General features: G+C 65.5%; 13 protein-coding genes. 11 read left to right on the forward strand and 2 right to left on the reverse strand.

Going from position 1 to position 15,391, the window contains the following annotated elements:
• Positions 1-34 precede the first annotated feature (34 nt).
• Both G3574_RS11070 and G3574_RS11075 read right to left on the reverse strand, forming a co-directional pair.
• Complete coding sequence (locus G3574_RS11070) at positions 35-2,275, reverse strand: GGDEF/EAL domain-containing response regulator (protein WP_163963007.1); 2,241 nt, start codon at positions 2,273-2,275, stop codon at positions 35-37.
• Positions 2,272-2,712 (reverse strand): hypothetical protein, encoded by a 441-nt coding sequence (locus tag G3574_RS11075; RefSeq protein ID WP_163963009.1) that lies wholly within the window; start codon positions 2,710-2,712, stop codon positions 2,272-2,274. The genes G3574_RS11070 and G3574_RS11075 overlap by 4 nt, the downstream gene beginning before the upstream one ends.
• Between G3574_RS11075 and aroC the strand changes: the two genes are divergently transcribed.
• The 11 genes from aroC to G3574_RS11130 all read left to right on the forward strand — a co-directional run bounded on the left by aroC (position 2,656) and on the right by G3574_RS11130 (position 15,383).
• Positions 2,656-3,789, forward strand: coding sequence for a chorismate synthase (gene aroC / locus G3574_RS11080; RefSeq protein ID WP_163963011.1), 1,134 nt, complete (start codon positions 2,656-2,658; stop codon positions 3,787-3,789). The genes G3574_RS11075 and aroC overlap by 57 nt on opposite strands.
• Positions 3,705-5,039, forward strand: a complete 1,335-nt coding sequence (locus G3574_RS11085; RefSeq protein ID WP_328804778.1) for an MFS transporter — start codon at positions 3,705-3,707, stop codon at positions 5,037-5,039. Before aroC ends, G3574_RS11085 begins: the two co-directional genes overlap by 85 nt.
• Positions 5,036-5,866 (forward strand): M48 family metallopeptidase, encoded by an 831-nt coding sequence (locus G3574_RS11090; RefSeq protein ID WP_163963016.1) that lies wholly within the window; start codon positions 5,036-5,038, stop codon positions 5,864-5,866. The genes G3574_RS11085 and G3574_RS11090 overlap by 4 nt, the downstream gene beginning before the upstream one ends.
• A gap of 175 nt (positions 5,867-6,041) precedes the next feature.
• A complete protein-coding gene (gene leuC, locus G3574_RS11095) occupies positions 6,042-7,445 on the forward strand; it encodes a 3-isopropylmalate dehydratase large subunit (protein ID WP_163963018.1) in 1,404 nt (467 codons plus the stop codon).
• 26 nt (positions 7,446-7,471) lie between these two features.
• Positions 7,472-7,603: an entericidin A/B family lipoprotein gene (locus tag G3574_RS11100; protein ID WP_163963020.1), complete on the forward strand. Its 132-nt coding sequence runs from the start codon at positions 7,472-7,474 to the stop codon at positions 7,601-7,603.
• A 28-nt stretch (positions 7,604-7,631) separates the two neighbouring features.
• Positions 7,632-8,279, forward strand: coding sequence for a 3-isopropylmalate dehydratase small subunit (gene leuD / locus G3574_RS11105; RefSeq protein WP_163963022.1), 648 nt, complete (start codon positions 7,632-7,634; stop codon positions 8,277-8,279).
• Between the two features lie 18 nt (positions 8,280-8,297).
• Positions 8,298-9,374 carry a 3-isopropylmalate dehydrogenase gene (gene leuB, locus G3574_RS11110; RefSeq protein WP_163963024.1) on the forward strand — a complete coding sequence of 359 codons (1,077 nt, stop codon included), beginning with the start codon at positions 8,298-8,300 and terminating at the stop codon, positions 9,372-9,374.
• Positions 9,375-9,407: 33 nt separating this feature from the next.
• A complete protein-coding gene (gene asd / locus G3574_RS11115) occupies positions 9,408-10,544 on the forward strand; it encodes an aspartate-semialdehyde dehydrogenase (protein WP_163963026.1) in 1,137 nt (378 codons plus the stop codon).
• 284 nt (positions 10,545-10,828) lie between these two features.
• Positions 10,829-13,789 (forward strand): FimV/HubP family polar landmark protein, encoded by a 2,961-nt coding sequence (locus G3574_RS11120; RefSeq protein WP_163963029.1) that lies wholly within the window; start codon positions 10,829-10,831, stop codon positions 13,787-13,789.
• Between the two features lie 128 nt (positions 13,790-13,917).
• Positions 13,918-14,721, forward strand: coding sequence for a tRNA pseudouridine(38-40) synthase TruA (gene truA / locus G3574_RS11125; protein WP_163963031.1), 804 nt, complete (start codon positions 13,918-13,920; stop codon positions 14,719-14,721).
• Positions 14,718-15,383, forward strand: coding sequence for a phosphoribosylanthranilate isomerase (locus tag G3574_RS11130; RefSeq protein WP_163963363.1), 666 nt, complete (start codon positions 14,718-14,720; stop codon positions 15,381-15,383). Before truA ends, G3574_RS11130 begins: the two co-directional genes overlap by 4 nt.
• Positions 15,384-15,391: the final 8 nt, after the last annotated feature.

Consider the following 15,391-nt stretch of genomic DNA (forward strand, 5'->3'; position numbering starts at 1 on the left):
GCGACGATGTGACGCCGGCCGGCGCGCGGCGGGTTCAGCGCGCGCCGTTGTTGTTCATCCAGGTCCGCAGCTGGTCGACCGTCATCGGCCGCGCGAACAGGTAGCCCTGCGCGAGAGGACAGCCGAGCGCGCTCAGGATGGAAGCCTGGCGTTCATCCTCGACGCCCTCGGCGATGACCGACATGCCGAGGTTGCGCCCGAGCTGGATCACCATCTCGGCGATGCTGCTGCCGCGCTGCGAATGGGTGATCTCGGTGACGAAGGCGCGGTCGATCTTCAGGCGGTCGGCATGCAGGCGCTGCAGGTAGCTGAGCGAGGAAAAGCCGGTGCCGAAGTCATCGATGGCGATGCTGACGCCGGTCTGCTTGATCTGTTCCAGCAGGCGGATCAGGGCATCGGGGTCTTCCATGGCGATCGACTCGGTGATCTCGAGCTCCACGCGGCCGGCCGGGGCGCCGGTCTCGGCCAGCACCTTGTGCAGCGTATCGAGGAAGCGCGGATGCCGGAACTGCACCTGGGAAACGTTGATGGAAATCGTAAAGTCCCGGAAGCCGAGCGCATTGAGCTGGACCAGTTCGAGGCAGGCGTCTCGCATGACCTGTTCGCCGATCTCGATGATCAGGCCGGAATATTCGGCGATCGGGATGAAGCGGTCCGGTGGAATGAAGGAGCCGTCCTTGGTCCGCCAGCGCAGCAGCGCCTCGGCTCCGACGGGGCGGCGCGTCGTCAGGTCGATCTGCGGCTGGTACACCACGAACAGTTCCCGGTCTTCCAGCGCCGAACGCAGCGCGTGCATGGTCCTGACCCGTTCGCGGATGTCCACGCCCATGTTGCGCGAAAAGTAGAAATGCCCGGAACGCTGCAGCAGCTTGGCGCGCTTGAGGGCGATGTCGGCGTCTTTCAGGGCGTCGGCGCCCGCGCCTTCGTAGTCGTCCAGGCGCAGCAGGCCGGCGGTCGCGGAAAGCTGCACGTCCTGGCCGTCGATGTGGAAAGGCTCGTCGAACAGCGACAGGATGACCGAGGGTTCGACCAGCGCGGAATGGCCCAGCACGCCGAAGGTATCGCCGGCGATGCGGCCGATGGAAAGCTGGTCGCCGAGGCGGGTCTGCAGGCGCGCCGCCACGCCGAGCAGCAGCGAGTCGCCGAACTTGTGGCCGAGCGCGTCGTTGGTTTCGGAAAAGTGGTCGATGTCCACCAGCGCCAGCGTGACTTCCGCGCGGCGGGGCGAAACGAGGACGGCATCGACAAGTTCCCGCAGCCGGGTGCGGTTCGGCAGCTTGGTGAGCGGATCGTAGAAGGCGAAGTTGTGCAGCCGCGACATCAGCAGCACGTTGTCGAGTCCGACCGCCACGTTGCGGCTGAAGACTTCCAGCAGCTGGCGGGCGATGGCGTCGAGGGATAGTTCGGTGTCGAGGTAGGCGACGAAGTCGCGGCCGCCGGCCCGGCCGAAATGTAGGATGGCGAAGTCGTTGCCGTAGATGTTGCGCCTCGCGTGCAGGCCGTCGCGCAGCGCGGCGAACACGTAGGGGCCGGCGACTGCCTCCGCATCGCAGCCGGCGGTCGCAGCGAACCGTCCGGTGGCGGCGTCGACCTGGAGTACGGCCTGGGCATCGCCGATGCGGTCCGTGCTGCACAGCAGGCCGTCGATGCGCGTTTCCAGCAGGTCGCCGGCGACCCGCAGCACGCCGCTGGCGAACTGCTCGAAGCCGTGCAGCGACATGAGCTCGGTGCTGGCCTGCACGATCCGGTCCAGTCCGCGGCGGCTGGCATTGATGGCGCGGATCTGTTCGTAGGAGCGGATGGCCGAGGTGATCGTGGTGTACAGCTTGATGCGCGTCAGCTCGGACTTGGTCTTGTAATCGTTGATGTCGAAATCGCGGATGGCATCGATTTCAGGCGCATAGCCGGGCTGGCCGGTGCGCAGGATGATGCGCGCCTCGCTGAGCCCGAGGTTTTCCCTGATGTGCCTGACCAGCTGCAGCCCGGAGTCACCCTGTTCCATCACCACGTCCAGCAGGATCACGGCCACGTCCTTCTCCACCGCGAGCCGCTCGCGGGCTTCGCGCGCGGAATAGGCATGCAGGAATTCCAGCGGGCGCTGCTGCATTTCCAGGTTGGACAGGGCGAAGATGGTCGCGGAATGCACGTCGGCGTCGTCGTCGACGATCAGGATGCGCCAGGTGGGACGGAGGGAGGGCAGGGGGGACGGGGTGCCGTCGTCGGGCTCATCCAGGAAGATGAGGTCGTCGTCGACCGAAGTGTCCGGTCTGCTCATGCTTCCTCCACGAAAATCCATTGGGCGATGCAGGATCGGACCAGCCCGCCGTTCCGGATGGCAGGGGCATGACGGTAGAGGCGCTTGCCATTCAGGCAAGATGTGCTCGCGCTGTTTTTCATGGCCGGCTCCCTTTCCGCCACGCTGGTCCGCTTGGTTACCTTGCGACAATATATTTTCGATGTTGCACCATATTTTTGGTTACTGCAACGCATGTCTCGCAAAAGTGGAGGATTTCTTCTACCCGCCTTGCGCAGCCCGGCGGAGCGTCGTTTTTCGCTGACATGGGCCTGCCTGCGCGCCGGGCGCAAATTCGCCGGCATGGATGTTTCGCCATAGGCTAAAATCTTGCCTTCGTTCTTCGTCCTTGCGATTTCATCATGTCCGGCAACACCTTTGGCACGCTGTTTACCGTTACCACTTTTGGCGAATCGCATGGTCCGGCGATCGGCTGCGTCATCGACGGCTGCCCACCCGGCATGCCTTTGTCCGAAGCCGACATCCAGCCGGAACTCGACCGCCGCCGGCCGGGCACCTCCCGGCACGTGACCCAGCGCCAGGAGCCGGATACCGTGGAAATCCTGTCCGGCGTGTACGAGGGCAAGACCACCGGCACCCCGATCGCGCTGCTGATCCGCAACCAGGACCAGCGCAGCAAGGACTACGGCAACATCGTCGAGACCTTCCGTCCCGGCCACGCCGACTACACCTACTGGCACAAGTACGGCATCCGCGATCCGCGCGGCGGCGGGCGCTCTTCGGCGCGCCTGACCGCGCCGGTGGTCGGCGCCGCCGCCATCGCCAAGAAATGGCTGCAGCAGCAGTACGGCACGGTGTTCAAGGGGTGCATGAGCCAGCTCGGCGACATTCCCATTCCCTTCGTGTCCTGGGACCACGTTCCGGACAACCCCTTCTTCGCCGCCAACGCGGACATCCTGCCCCGGCTGGAAGCCTACATGGACGACCTGCGCAAGGACGGCGATTCCTGCGGCGCGCGCATCGACGTGGTGGCGCAGAACGTGCCCGTCGGGCTCGGCGAACCGATCTACGACAAGCTCGACGCCGACATCGCCTACGCCATGATGGGCATCAACGCGGTGAAGGGCGTGGAGATCGGCGCGGGTTTCGCCTCGGTCAGCCAGCGCGGCACCCAGCACGGCGACGAGCTGACGCCGCAGGGCTTCGCCAGCAACAATGCCGGGGGCGTGCTCGGTGGCATCTCCACCGGCCAGGACATCACCGTGTCCATCGCCATCAAGCCCACGTCCAGCATCCGCACGGCGCGGCAATCCATCGACAAGGCGGGCAATCCCGTGCCAGTGGAAACCTTCGGCCGCCATGATCCCTGCGTCGGCATCCGCGCCACGCCCATCGCCGAGGCCATGCTTGCGCTGGTGCTGATGGACCATGCCCTGCGCCACCGGGCGCAGTGCGGCGACGTGCGCGTCGACACGCCGCGCATCCCGGCCAGCGCCGCGGTACCGAGCGCAACGCCGGCCGCCGGCAAGGCCTGACCAGGCCCAGGCCCAGGACTCATCCCGGCAGGCAATGCCGGGATGAGCCGAGTGACATTCCAACGCGTTCATCCTTCGTGCAGCACCCGCCCTGGCCCCGCCAATCCTTCAGCTTCGCGCTGTTCTTCTTCGCCTACTACGGCTACATCGGCATCTTTTCGCCCTACGCCAGCCTGTACTTCGCCAACAAGGGCATGACCGCCGCCCAGATCGGCATCCTGATGTCGCTCATGCAGGTCATGCGCATCTTCGGCCCCAACCTCTGGGGCTGGGTCGCCGATCGCCACCAGCAGCGGGTGACGGTGCTGCGCCTGACGGCGGCTGCCGCCACGGCCTGCTTCTGCGGCATGTTCTTCGGCGCGACCTTCGCCTGGTTCTTCGCGGTGATGATCGCGGTCAACCTGTTCACCAGCGCGCAGGGGCCGCTGTCCGAGGCCCTGATGCTTTCCGAGATGCGCGGCGACCTGACCCACTACGGCCGCCTGCGCCTGTGGGGATCGGTCGGCTTTATCGTGACCGCCACCTTCGGCGGCCCGGTGCTCGACCGGCTCGGCGTCAACTCGCTGCCCTGGATGACCCTCGCGCTGCTCGCGCTGGTGCTGGTGGCCGCGCTGCGCATGGAGGAAACCGTGCACCCCGCGACGCACCAGGCCGCGCCATCGGTGTTCGCCTTGCTGCGCCGCCGCGAAGTAATCGCCTTCTTTTGCTCGACCTTCCTGATGATCGCGGCGCATGCCTCGCTCTACGTGTTCTATTCCCTCTACCTCGCGCGGATAGGCTACTCGAACACGCTGATCGGCTTCATGTGGTCGCTCGGCGTCATCGTGGAAATCGTCTTCTTTTACTACCAGGCGCCGCTGTTCCGGCGCTTCGGCGTGCGGCGCCTCATGCTGGCGAGCCTGCTGATCGCCGTCGCGCGCTTCCTGCTGATCGGCTTCGGCGCAGAGTCGCTGCTGCTCCTGCTGATTGCCCAGGTGATGCATGCCGCCACCTTCGGCGTGCATCACTCCGCATCGGTCGTCACCCTGCAGCGCTGGTTCGCCGGCCCCCTCCAGGCAAGCGGGCAGGCCCTGTACACAAGCATTTCCTATGGGCTGGGAGGCACGCTCGGCGGTTTGATCCTGGGCGTGTTCTGGGAAACATTTGGCCCGCAGACAGTCTATTTGTTGGCAGCAGCATTTTCGCTGGCAGGCGCGGGGGCGGCGACGCTGTCTTACCGCTGGCTACTCAACAATAAGGAGAAGAAATGACTGCAAGGATCAGGAAGTCGATGTGGAAGACGACGATCGTTGCCGCCGCCATGATCATGGCGACCGGCTGCGAGACGGTGCAGACCACCCAGGCCGGCGCGGTCGGCGTCGACCGCACCCAGCGGATGGCGGTGTCGTCGCAGGAAGTGGACCAGGCGGCGGGCCAGCAATACGCCCAAGTCATGGCGGAAGCGCGCGCCAAGGGCTTGCTCAACACCAATCCGGCCCATGTCGCCCGGGTCCGGGCCATCGCCCAGCGCATCATCCCGGCGACCGCGGCGTTCCGGCCGGACGCGGTGAAGTGGGGCTGGGAAGCCAATGTGCTGACGGCCAGCGAAGTCAATGCCTGGTGCATGCCGGGCGGGAAGATCGCGGTGTATTCCGGCCTGATCGAGAAGCTGCAGGTCAGCGACGACGAACTGGCCGCCGTCATGGGGCACGAGATCGCCCACGCGCTGCGCGAGCATGCGCGGGAGCGGGTGTCCGAGCAATCGCTCGCCGGCACCGCGATCTCCATCGGCGCCGCCGTGCTCGGCGTGGGGCAGGGCGGCCAGCAGCTCGGGGAAGCCTTGTACCAGGGCGTGCTCGGGCTGCCGCACTCGCGCGCCCAGGAAACCGAAGCCGACCGCATCGGCGTCGAGCTCGCCGCCCGCGCCGGCTACGATCCGCGCGCAGCGATCACGCTCTGGCAGAAGATGGGCCAGATGGGCGGCGGCGATCCGGTAAAGTGGCTTTCCACCCACCCGTCGCGGGAAGACCGGCTGCGCGACCTGACAGCCTATTCGCAGCGCGTCCTGCCGCTCTACGAGCAATCCCGCCGGCGCTGACCGGCATTGAATCTCCGGCAAGCTTCCCCGCCTGAAACGCCCGCCATGCCAATGCGGGCGTTTTCATTTTCGCCATGCGCCGGCAAAGCCGCTTTTGCGCTGCACAACTATGGCATAATCAAGAACTTATTCGTCCGTCTTACGCTTCCTCAAGCTCCATCCGCGCATACGAACCATGGCTCAAACCCTCTACGACAAACTCTGGGAATCGCACGTCGTGCACACCGAAGAGGATGGCACCGCGATCCTCTACATCGACCGTCACCTTGTCCATGAAGTCACCAGCCCGCAGGCTTTCGAAGGCCTGAAGCTGGCGGGACGCCAGCCGTGGCGGCTATCCGCCAACCTGGCCGTGGCCGACCACAACGTGCCGACCACCGACCGCGCCCACGGCATCGCCGACCCGATCTCCCGCCTGCAGGTGGAAACCCTGGATGAAAACACCAGGCAGTACGGCGTGACCTATTTCAACATGCGCGACAAGCGCCAGGGCATCGTCCACGTCATCGGCCCCGAGCAGGGCGCGACCCTGCCCGGCATGACCGTGGTCTGCGGCGACTCGCATACCTCCACCCACGGCGCCTTCGGCTGCCTCGCGCACGGCATCGGCACCTCCGAGGTCGAGCACGTGCTAGCCACCCAGACCCTGCTGGCCAAGAAGTCCAAGGCCATGCTGGTCCAGGTCGACGGCGCCTTGCCCTTCGGCGTCACCGCCAAGGACATCGTGTTGGCCATCATCGGCAAGATCGGCACCGCCGGCGGCACGGGCTACGCCATCGAATTCGCCGGCTCCGCCATCCGCTCGCTGTCGATGGAAGGCCGCATGACCGTCTGCAACATGGCCATCGAGGCCGGCGCCCGCGCCGGCATGGTCGCGGTGGACGACGTCACCATCAACTACGTCAAGGGCCGTCCCTACTCGCCCGTCGGTCCGCACTGGGACCGCGCCGTCGAATACTGGCGCACCCTGCATTCCGACCCCGGCGCGAGGTTCGACCTGGTGGTCACCCTCAACGCCGCCGAGATCAAGCCGCAGGTCACCTGGGGCACTTCGCCGGAAATGGTGGTCTCGGTCGACGACCGCGTGCCCGATCCCGACAAGGAAAAGGATGCCGTCAAGCGCGACGCCATGGAGAAGGCCTTGACCTACATGGGCCTGCAGCCCAACACCTCCATCAGCGACATCCGCATCGACAAGGTCTTCATCGGTTCCTGCACCAATTCCCGCATCGAAGACCTGCGCGCCGCCGCCGCCGTGGTGCGCGGCAAGTTCCGCGCCTCCAACGTCAAGCTGGCGATGGTGGTGCCGGGTTCCGGCCTGGTCAAGGAACAGGCAGAGCGCGAAGGCCTGGACAAGATCTTCAAGGACGCCGGCTTCGAATGGCGCGAGCCGGGCTGCTCGATGTGCCTGGCGATGAACGCCGACCGCCTCGAGCCGGGAGAGCGCTGCGCCTCGACCTCGAACCGCAACTTCGAGGGCCGCCAGGGGCAGGGCGGACGCACCCACCTGGTGTCGCCCGCCATGGCCGCCGCCGCCGGAATCGAAGGACATTTCGTCGACGTGCGCGCCCTGCGCTGAGCATGGGTTTCAAGGGAGATAAAAAAATGAAAAAACTGTTTGCATTGACGCTTGGCATCTTGTTCTTCGCCTTCCTGGCCGGTTGCAACACCGTCCAGGGCATCGGCAAGGATGTCAAGAAGGCCGGCGAAGTCGTCGAGAGCGCCGCCCGGAAATAAGCAAGTCCGAATAAGCAAGTTCGAGATCATGGATAAATTCATCGTACACGAGGGACTGGTCGCGCCGCTGGACCGCGCGAACGTCGACACCGACGCCATCATTCCCAAGCAATTCCTGAAGTCCATCAAGCGTTCCGGCTTCGGCCCGAACCTGTTCGACGAGTGGCGCTACCTCGACCACGGCGAACCCGGCATGGACAACAGCCGCCGCCCGGTCAACCCGGATTTCGTGCTGAACCAGCCGCGCTACCAGGGCGCGACCATCCTGCTGGCCCGCAAGAACTTCGGCTGCGGCTCCTCGCGCGAGCACGCGCCGTGGGCGCTGCAGCAGTTCGGCTTCCGCGCCATCATCGCGCCGAGCTTCGCCGACATCTTCTTCAACAACTGCTTCAAGAACGGCCTGCTGCCCATCATGCTGTCCGAGACGCAGGTGGACCAGCTGTTCAATGAAGTGAAGGCTTTCCCGGGCTTCTGCCTCGTGGTCGACCTCGAGAAGCAGGTCGTGTCCACCACCAGCGGCAGCAACGTCTATCCGTTCGAGGTGGACCAGTTCCGCAAGTATTGCCTGCTGAACGGCCTGGACGACATCGGCCTGACCCTGCGCCAGTCCGACAAGATCCGCGCCTTCGAGGAACGCCACCTCGCGTCCCAACCCTGGCTGGCCAACACGATCTAACCAACGCGAACAAGAACAATGAAGATTGCAATCCTGCCGGGCGACGGCATCGGTCCCGAAATCGTCGAGCAAGCGGTACGCGTGCTCGACGTGCTCGACGAGAAATTCGAAATGGAAACCGCGCCGGTCGGCGGCGCGGGCTATGAAGCGCACGGCCATCCGCTGCCCGAAGGCACGCTGAAGCTGGCCAAGGAAGCCGATGCGGTGCTGTTCGGCGCCGTCGGCGACTGGAAGTACGACAAGCTCGACCGTCCGCTGCGTCCCGAGCAGGCCATCCTCGGCCTGCGCAAGAACCTGAACCTGTTCGCCAACCTGCGTCCGGCCATCCTGTATCCGGAACTGGCGGGCGCCTCGACCCTCAAACCCGAGGTGGTGTCCGGCCTGGACATCCTGATCATCCGCGAACTGACGGGCGACATCTACTTCGGCCAGCCGCGCGGCGTGCGCACCGCGCCCGACGGCGCGTTCAAGGGCGAGCGCGAAGGCTTCGACACCATGCGCTACGCCGAGCCGGAAATCCGCCGCATTGCGCACGTCGCCTTCCAGGCGGCGCGCAAGCGCGGTAAGCGCCTGACCAGCGTGGACAAGGCCAACGTGCTCGAGACCTTCCAGTTCTGGAAGGACATCGTCACCGACGTGCACAAGGAATACCAGGACGTTGCGCTCGACCACATGTATGTCGACAACGCCGCCATGCAGCTCGTGCGCGCGCCGAAGAAGTTCGACGTCATCGTCACCGGCAACATGTTCGGCGACATCCTGTCCGACGCCGCCGCCATGCTGACCGGTTCCATCGGCATGCTGCCCTCGGCCTCGCTGGATGCGAACAACAAGGGCCTGTACGAGCCCTCGCACGGCTCCGCGCCGGACATCGCCGGCAAGGGCGTGGCCAATCCGCTGGCCACCATCCTGTCGGCGGCGATGATGCTGCGCTTCTCGCTGAACAAGGCGGAGCAGGCCGACCGCATCGAGGCGGCGGTCAAGGCGGTGCTGGCCCAGGGCCTGCGCACCCCCGACATTTATGAAGAAGGAACGACCAAGGTAGGAACGGTCGAGATGGGCGACGCGGTGGTGCAGGCGCTATCGCGACATTGAAGTTTTGATCGAAGTGTCTCTAGGGAGAAAATCGTGAAGTTAGTAGGTCTGGTGGGTTGGCGTGGTATGGTGGGCTCCGTCCTGATGCAGCGCATGCAGGAAGAGGGCGATTTCGCACACATCGAGCCGGTGTTCTTTTCGACGTCCAATACCGGCGGCAAAGCCCCGGCAATGGCGAAAAACGAAACCACTCTGAAAGATGCCAATAATATTGATGAGCTGAAAAAATGCGACATCATTATTACCTGCCAGGGCGGCGACTACACCACCGAGATTTTCCCGCAACTGCGCGCGGCCGGCTGGAACGGCTACTGGATCGACGCGGCGTCCACGCTGCGCATGAAGGATGACGCCATCATCATCCTCGACCCGGTCAACCTCGACGTCATCAAGACCGCGCTGTCGCGCGGCGTGAAGAACTTCGTCGGCGGCAACTGCACCGTATCCTGCATGCTGATGGGCCTGGGCGGCCTGTTCCGCGAAGACCTGGTCGAATGGATGACCTCCATGACCTACCAGGCCGCCTCCGGCGGCGGCGCGCAGCACATGCGCGAACTGCTGACCCAGTTCGGCACCATCAACGCCGACGTCAAGTCCCTGCTCGACGATCCCGCTTCCGCTATCCTCGAAATCGACCGCAAGGTCCTCGCCAAGCAGCATTCCATGAGCGCCGACGAGACCAAGCAGTTCGGCGTGCCGCTGGCCGGCAACCTGATCCCCTGGATCGACAAGGACCTCGGCAACGGCGTGTCGCGCGAGGAGTGGAAGGGCGGCGCCGAGACCAACAAGATCCTCGGCCGCGGCGAAGGCTTCGGTGCGGGTGCCAAGGCGGCGATCCCCGTCGATGGCCTGTGCGTGCGCATCGGCGCAATGCGCTGCCATTCCCAGGCGCTCACCATCAAGCTGAAGAAGGACGTGCCGCTCGACGAGATCGAAGGCATCATCGCCAGCACCAACCAGTGGTCCAAGGTCGTGCCGAACAACCGCGAGGCCTCGATGAAGGACCTCACGCCCGCCGCCGTCACCGGCAGCCTGACCATCCCGGTCGGCCGCCTGCGCAAGATGCAGATGGGCGGCGAGTACCTTTCCGCCTTCACCGTCGGCGACCAGCTGCTGTGGGGCGCTGCCGAACCGCTGCGCCGCATGCTGCGCATCGTGCTGGACAAGTAATAAAGCATCATGCGATGCCGGAATGAACTTCCGGCAAGCTTGCCGGGGCCTGCCGGCGGTCTATGCTGTAATCAGACCGCCGGCAGGCCCTTTCTCTTTGGGTTGCCGAAATGCAACATTGCCCCATAGAATTCGCAACTCAAGGTAACAAGTTTTACAGTACCTAGTGCTTTGGTTACACTTGCGGGCCTAAGTCCATGATGATAAGGTGAAAGTTCCTCCGAACAATGCTAAATTGCGCGAAGTGACGTTGCCTCGATCAGATTCGCCATCGGAAGCCATCCATGCCATCTAATACGCAAAACAAGCGCTTTCCCGCCGGTACCTTCAACCTCAAGACGGTCAGCGCGGCCGTCGTTTCGGCCCTGTTGTTCTCCAATGCGGGCGCCGTCGGGCTCGGCAAGCTGACCGTTCTTTCCGCCCTCGGCCAGCCGCTGCGCGCGGAAATCGAGCTGACCACGGTGGCCAAGGATGAGTCCGGGGCGCTGGTCGCCAAGCTGGCCTCTCCCGATGCATTCCGACAGGCGGGCATCGACTACAACAATGCGCTGACCTCGCTGCGCTTTGCCGTCGAACAGCGCGGCGACCGCCAGGTGGTCCGCGTCACGTCTCCGCAGCCGCTCAACGAACCCTTCGTCGACATGCTGCTGGAGCTCGCCGGCCCGAACGGCCGCCTTGTCCGCGAATACACCTTCCTGCTCGATCCGGCCGACCTGCGCACCGCGCAGCCGGCCCAGGTCGCGCCCAGCGCGCCGGCCGCGGAGTCCGCGAACGTCCCACGCGCGTCTCAGCCGGCCAACGCCGCGCCCGCGTCCATGCCGTCCGCGATGTCTTCCCGTGCCGATGGCCAACGCGCCGCGCCTTCCATCCGCGCACCGCGCGCCGACGCCGGTCCGGCGGACGCCGCCGGCGGCGAATACCGCGTGCGCAGCGGCGATTCGCTCGCCCGCATCGCCGGCCAGTACCGCAGCCCCGGCGTGTCGCTCGACCAGATGCTCGTGGCGATGTTCCGCAACAATCCCGATGCCTTCGCCGGCAACAACATGAACCGCCTGAAGGCCGGACAGATCCTGTCGGTGCCGTCCGCCGAGACCGCGCGCGGCATCAGCGCCGGCGAGGCGCACGAGATCGTCGTCGCCCAGTCGGCGGACTTCGGCAACTACCGCAACAAGCTCGCCGGCCAGGTCGCGACATCCGACGCTTCCCGCTCGGCCGAGTCGCGCCAGAGCGCGAGCGGCAAGATCACCGCCAAGGTCGAGGAAAAGCCCACGCCCGCCAGCGAATCCAAGGACAAGCTCAAGCTGTCGAATGCCGCGCCTGCCGCCGGCGCCGGCAGCGCTGCCCCTGTCGCAGCGGAAGACAAGATTGCCCGGGAAAAGGCGGTCGCCGATGCCAACGCCCGGGTCAAGGAACTCGAAAAGAACGTCAACGACCTGCAAAAGCTGCTCGACGTGAAGAGCAAGACGCTCGCGGACCAGCAGAAACAGGCGGAAGCCAAGCCCGCCGCCAAGCCGGAGCAGAAGCCCGAACAGAAGGCGGAGCAGAAGCCCGCGGAACAGGCCGCAAGCGCGCCTGCAGCGTCCGCCCCCGCCATGCCTGCCACGCCTGCAGTCACCGCCTCCGAGAAGCCGGCCGAGCCCAAGCCCACCAAGCCTGCCGCCCCGACGCCGGCCCCGGCGCCCAGCTTCACCGACGAACTGCTCGCCAGCCCCTTCCTGCTGCCCGGCCTGGGCGCGCTGCTGGTTGCCCTCGGCGGACTCGGCCTGTATTCGCGCCGCAAGAAGCAGGCGAAGTCCTTCGACGACAGCATCATCACAGATTCCAGCCTCAAGGCGAATTCGCTGTTCGGTTCCACCGGCGGCCAGAGCGTCGACACAAACAACAGCGTCTTCAATTCCAGCTTTTCGCCGTCCTCCAGCCAGCTCGATTCCAATGAAGTCGACCCGGTCGCTGAAGCCGACGTCTACATCGCCTATGGCCGCGATGCCCAGGCCGAGGAAATCCTCAAGGAAGCCCTGCGCACTCAGCCTGATCGCCATGCGGTGCGCGTGAAGCTGCTGGAAATCTATTCCAACCGCCGCGACCTGCGCGCCTTCGAAGTCCTCGCGACCGAACTCTACGGCATGACCAAGGGAGAGGGACCGGAGTGGACGCAGGCGGCGACCATGGGCGCGGCCATCGATCCGAACAATCCGCTGTACGCCGGCGGCAAGTCGGCCGATGCTCCGGCAACGTCAGCGGCGGACGCGGATCATGCCGAAGACAAGACGGAGCCCACGCAGCCGCTCGACGAGCAGGGCCTGTCGACGCTGTTGTCCACGACCCAGATCGCCGGGTCCGACAGCAACCTCGGCAACCTGGACCAGGATACCGCCTACTTCAATGACACCGCGCTGAACACCGCGCCGCCTGAAACGGAAAAGAAGGAGCCCGCCCCGCCGGTGAATGCCTTCGACTCGCTGGATTTCGACCTCGAAGGCATGGACAGCCTGGAGCAGCCCACCCTGCCGAAGGCGGAAGCGCCCTCGGCCACGCCGGTGCCCGACGCGCCCGACCTGTCTTCCATCGATTTCAATTTCCTCGACGAGCCGGCGAAGGATGCCCCGGCAAGCAGCGCGGACGCCGACCTCAAGCTCGACGAGACCCAGCCGCTCATCAGCGACATCGATCTCGGCCTGCCGACCGAGCCGGCGCGGGAAGAAGTGTCGTCCTTCGACGACCTGCAACTCGATCCGCCGCCGTCGCTGCCGAACGACGCGCCGCTGGAACTTGCCGCCGCCGAAGCCGCGCCGCTCGAGATGGACATTCCCGAACTGCCGTCGATGGATGCCGCGCCGGCAAGCCATTCCGCCAAGGACGATGCCTTGGCCGACCCGCTGGATTTCGACCTGTCGGGCATCAGCCTCGAACTCGATCCGCAGTCTGAGGCCGCCGCGCCTTCCGCTTCGCATGACGCAGCCGACCACATGAAGGCGGCGGACCTGTCGGGCTTCGACCTGCCGGCCGAGCCCGAGTCGCTTGACCTGCCCGCGGACAGCCTGTCGCTCGACGAGGGACTGCCCAGCCTGGATGACAGCAACACCACTTCCGTCGATGCCGAGATGGCCACCAAGCTCGACCTCGCGATCGCCTACCAGGAGATCGGCGACAAGGAAGGGGCGCGGGAACTGCTGGACGAAGTGCTCAAGGGCGGCACGCCCGAGCAGAGCGAGAAGGCAAGATCCCTGCTGCTGGAACTGGCCTGAGCCAGTCCGGTTAAAATGCACGGGCGCCGCATCAGCCGGCGCCCGTTTTTGCTTTGGCGGCCAGCCCTTCCCTGACGGGACGCCGGCCGGCAAGGTGCCTTCCCCACGTCGGAAATCCCGGAGTCGCGTTGAACACCCGTATCGTCCTTGGCATCCAGTATGACGGCGCTTCCTATCGCGGCTGGCAGACCCAGCCCGGCGGCGGCACCGTGCAGGACACGCTCGAAACCGCGCTGCGCCGGTTCGCGCTGGAGGACGTCGCGACCACCTGCGCCGGCCGCACCGACGCCGGCGTGCATGCGCTCGAGCAAGTCGTGCATTTCGACACCGCCCTGCAGCGCGACCTGTTTTCGTGGGTGCGCGGCGTCAATGCCTTCCTGCCTCCCAGCGTCGCGGTGCGTTGGGCGCACGCAACGCCGCACACCGGCGGCGAGGACGATTTCCATGCGCGCTTCGGCGCCGTCGGCAGGACCTATCACTACGTGCTGTACAACCACGCGGTGCGCTCGCCCCTTCTGGCCGGCAAGGCGGGCTGGGTATTCCGGCCCCTGCAGCTCGAACCGATGCAGGCGGCGGCCCGCCACCTGCTCGGCACGCACGACTTTTCCGCCTTCCGCGCCGCCGAATGCCAGGCCAAATCGCCCGTCAAGACCATGTTCGACGTCAGCATCACGCAGCGCGGCCACCTGTTCGTCTTCACCCTGAAGGCCACCGCCTTCCTGCATCACATGGTGCGCAACATCGTCGGTTCGCTCATCATGGTCGGCAACGGCAACCAGCCGCCCGCCTGGATAGCCGAACTGCTCGATGCCCGCGACCGCAGCCGCGCCGCGCCCACCTTCATGCCGGATGGCCTCTACCTCGCGAAGATCGACTACGATCCAAAATGGGAATTGCCGCAGGAGGCCGCCAGCCTTCCCTTGTTGCCATGAATAAACGCACCCGAATCAAGATCTGCGGTCTGCGCACGACCGAGCATGTCCAAGCCGCCGTCGACGCCGGGGCCGATGCCATCGGCATGGTGTTTTATGCCAAGAGCCCGCGCGCCGTCGACGCGCCGGAAGCAGCCAGCCTCGCGCGTGCCGTGCCGCCCTATGTCAGTCTCGTCGGCCTGTTCGTCAATGCCGGGCCGGAAGAGGTGGCCGGCGTGGTCAGGCAGGCACCCTTGTCCCAGCTGCAATTCCATGGCGATGAAAGCCCGCAACAATGTGCCGATGCCGCCGCCGCCGCGGGCCGGCAATTTACCCGCGCAATCCGCGTAACCCCTGATATGCGCGCCGCCGATTTGCTAAAATACGAAGCGGATTACCGTGCCGCCAGTCCCTTGTTCGCAGGGTTGCTGCTCGACGCCTTCGTCGACGGTTATGGCGGCGGTGGAAAGGTTTTCGATTGGTCTCTCATTCCAGAAGAACTCGCGCCTCGGGTCGTTTTGAGTGGTGGGTTGAACGCGCAAAACGCGGCTGACGCGATCCGCCGCGTGCGCCCCTACGCGGTCGACGTCAGCAGCGGCGTCGAAGTGGCGAAGGGCGTCAAGGATGCCGCCCGCATCCATGCCTTCATCCAAGCGGTCCGCATGGCGGACCTGCAGGACTGATCAACCCG

The sequence above is a fragment of the Noviherbaspirillum galbum genome, from assembly GCF_010974945.1.
GTDB lineage: Bacteria > Pseudomonadota > Gammaproteobacteria > Burkholderiales > Burkholderiaceae_D > Noviherbaspirillum > Noviherbaspirillum galbum.

What these genes read in the sequence shown, in the direction of transcription:
- leuC (WP_163963018.1), top strand. Translation starts at nt 6,042, where the DNA reads ATGGCTCAAACCCTCTACGACAAACTCTGGGAATCGCACGTCGTGCAC.
- G3574_RS11090 (WP_163963016.1), top strand. Translation starts at nt 5,036, where the DNA reads ATGACTGCAAGGATCAGGAAGTCGATGTGGAAGACGACGATCGTTGCC.
- G3574_RS11120 (WP_163963029.1), top strand. Translation starts at nt 10,829, where the DNA reads ATGCCATCTAATACGCAAAACAAGCGCTTTCCCGCCGGTACCTTCAAC.
- leuD (WP_163963022.1), top strand. Translation starts at nt 7,632, where the DNA reads ATGGATAAATTCATCGTACACGAGGGACTGGTCGCGCCGCTGGACCGC.
- leuB (WP_163963024.1), top strand. Translation starts at nt 8,298, where the DNA reads ATGAAGATTGCAATCCTGCCGGGCGACGGCATCGGTCCCGAAATCGTC.
- G3574_RS11100 (WP_163963020.1), top strand. Translation starts at nt 7,472, where the DNA reads ATGAAAAAACTGTTTGCATTGACGCTTGGCATCTTGTTCTTCGCCTTC.
- aroC (WP_163963011.1), top strand. Translation starts at nt 2,656, where the DNA reads ATGTCCGGCAACACCTTTGGCACGCTGTTTACCGTTACCACTTTTGGC.
- G3574_RS11075 (WP_163963009.1), bottom strand. Translation starts at nt 2,712, where the DNA reads ATGCGATTCGCCAAAAGTGGTAACGGTAAACAGCGTGCCAAAGGTGTT.
- G3574_RS11130 (WP_163963363.1), top strand. Translation starts at nt 14,718, where the DNA reads ATGAATAAACGCACCCGAATCAAGATCTGCGGTCTGCGCACGACCGAG.
- G3574_RS11070 (WP_163963007.1), bottom strand. Translation starts at nt 2,275, where the DNA reads ATGAGCAGACCGGACACTTCGGTCGACGACGACCTCATCTTCCTGGAT.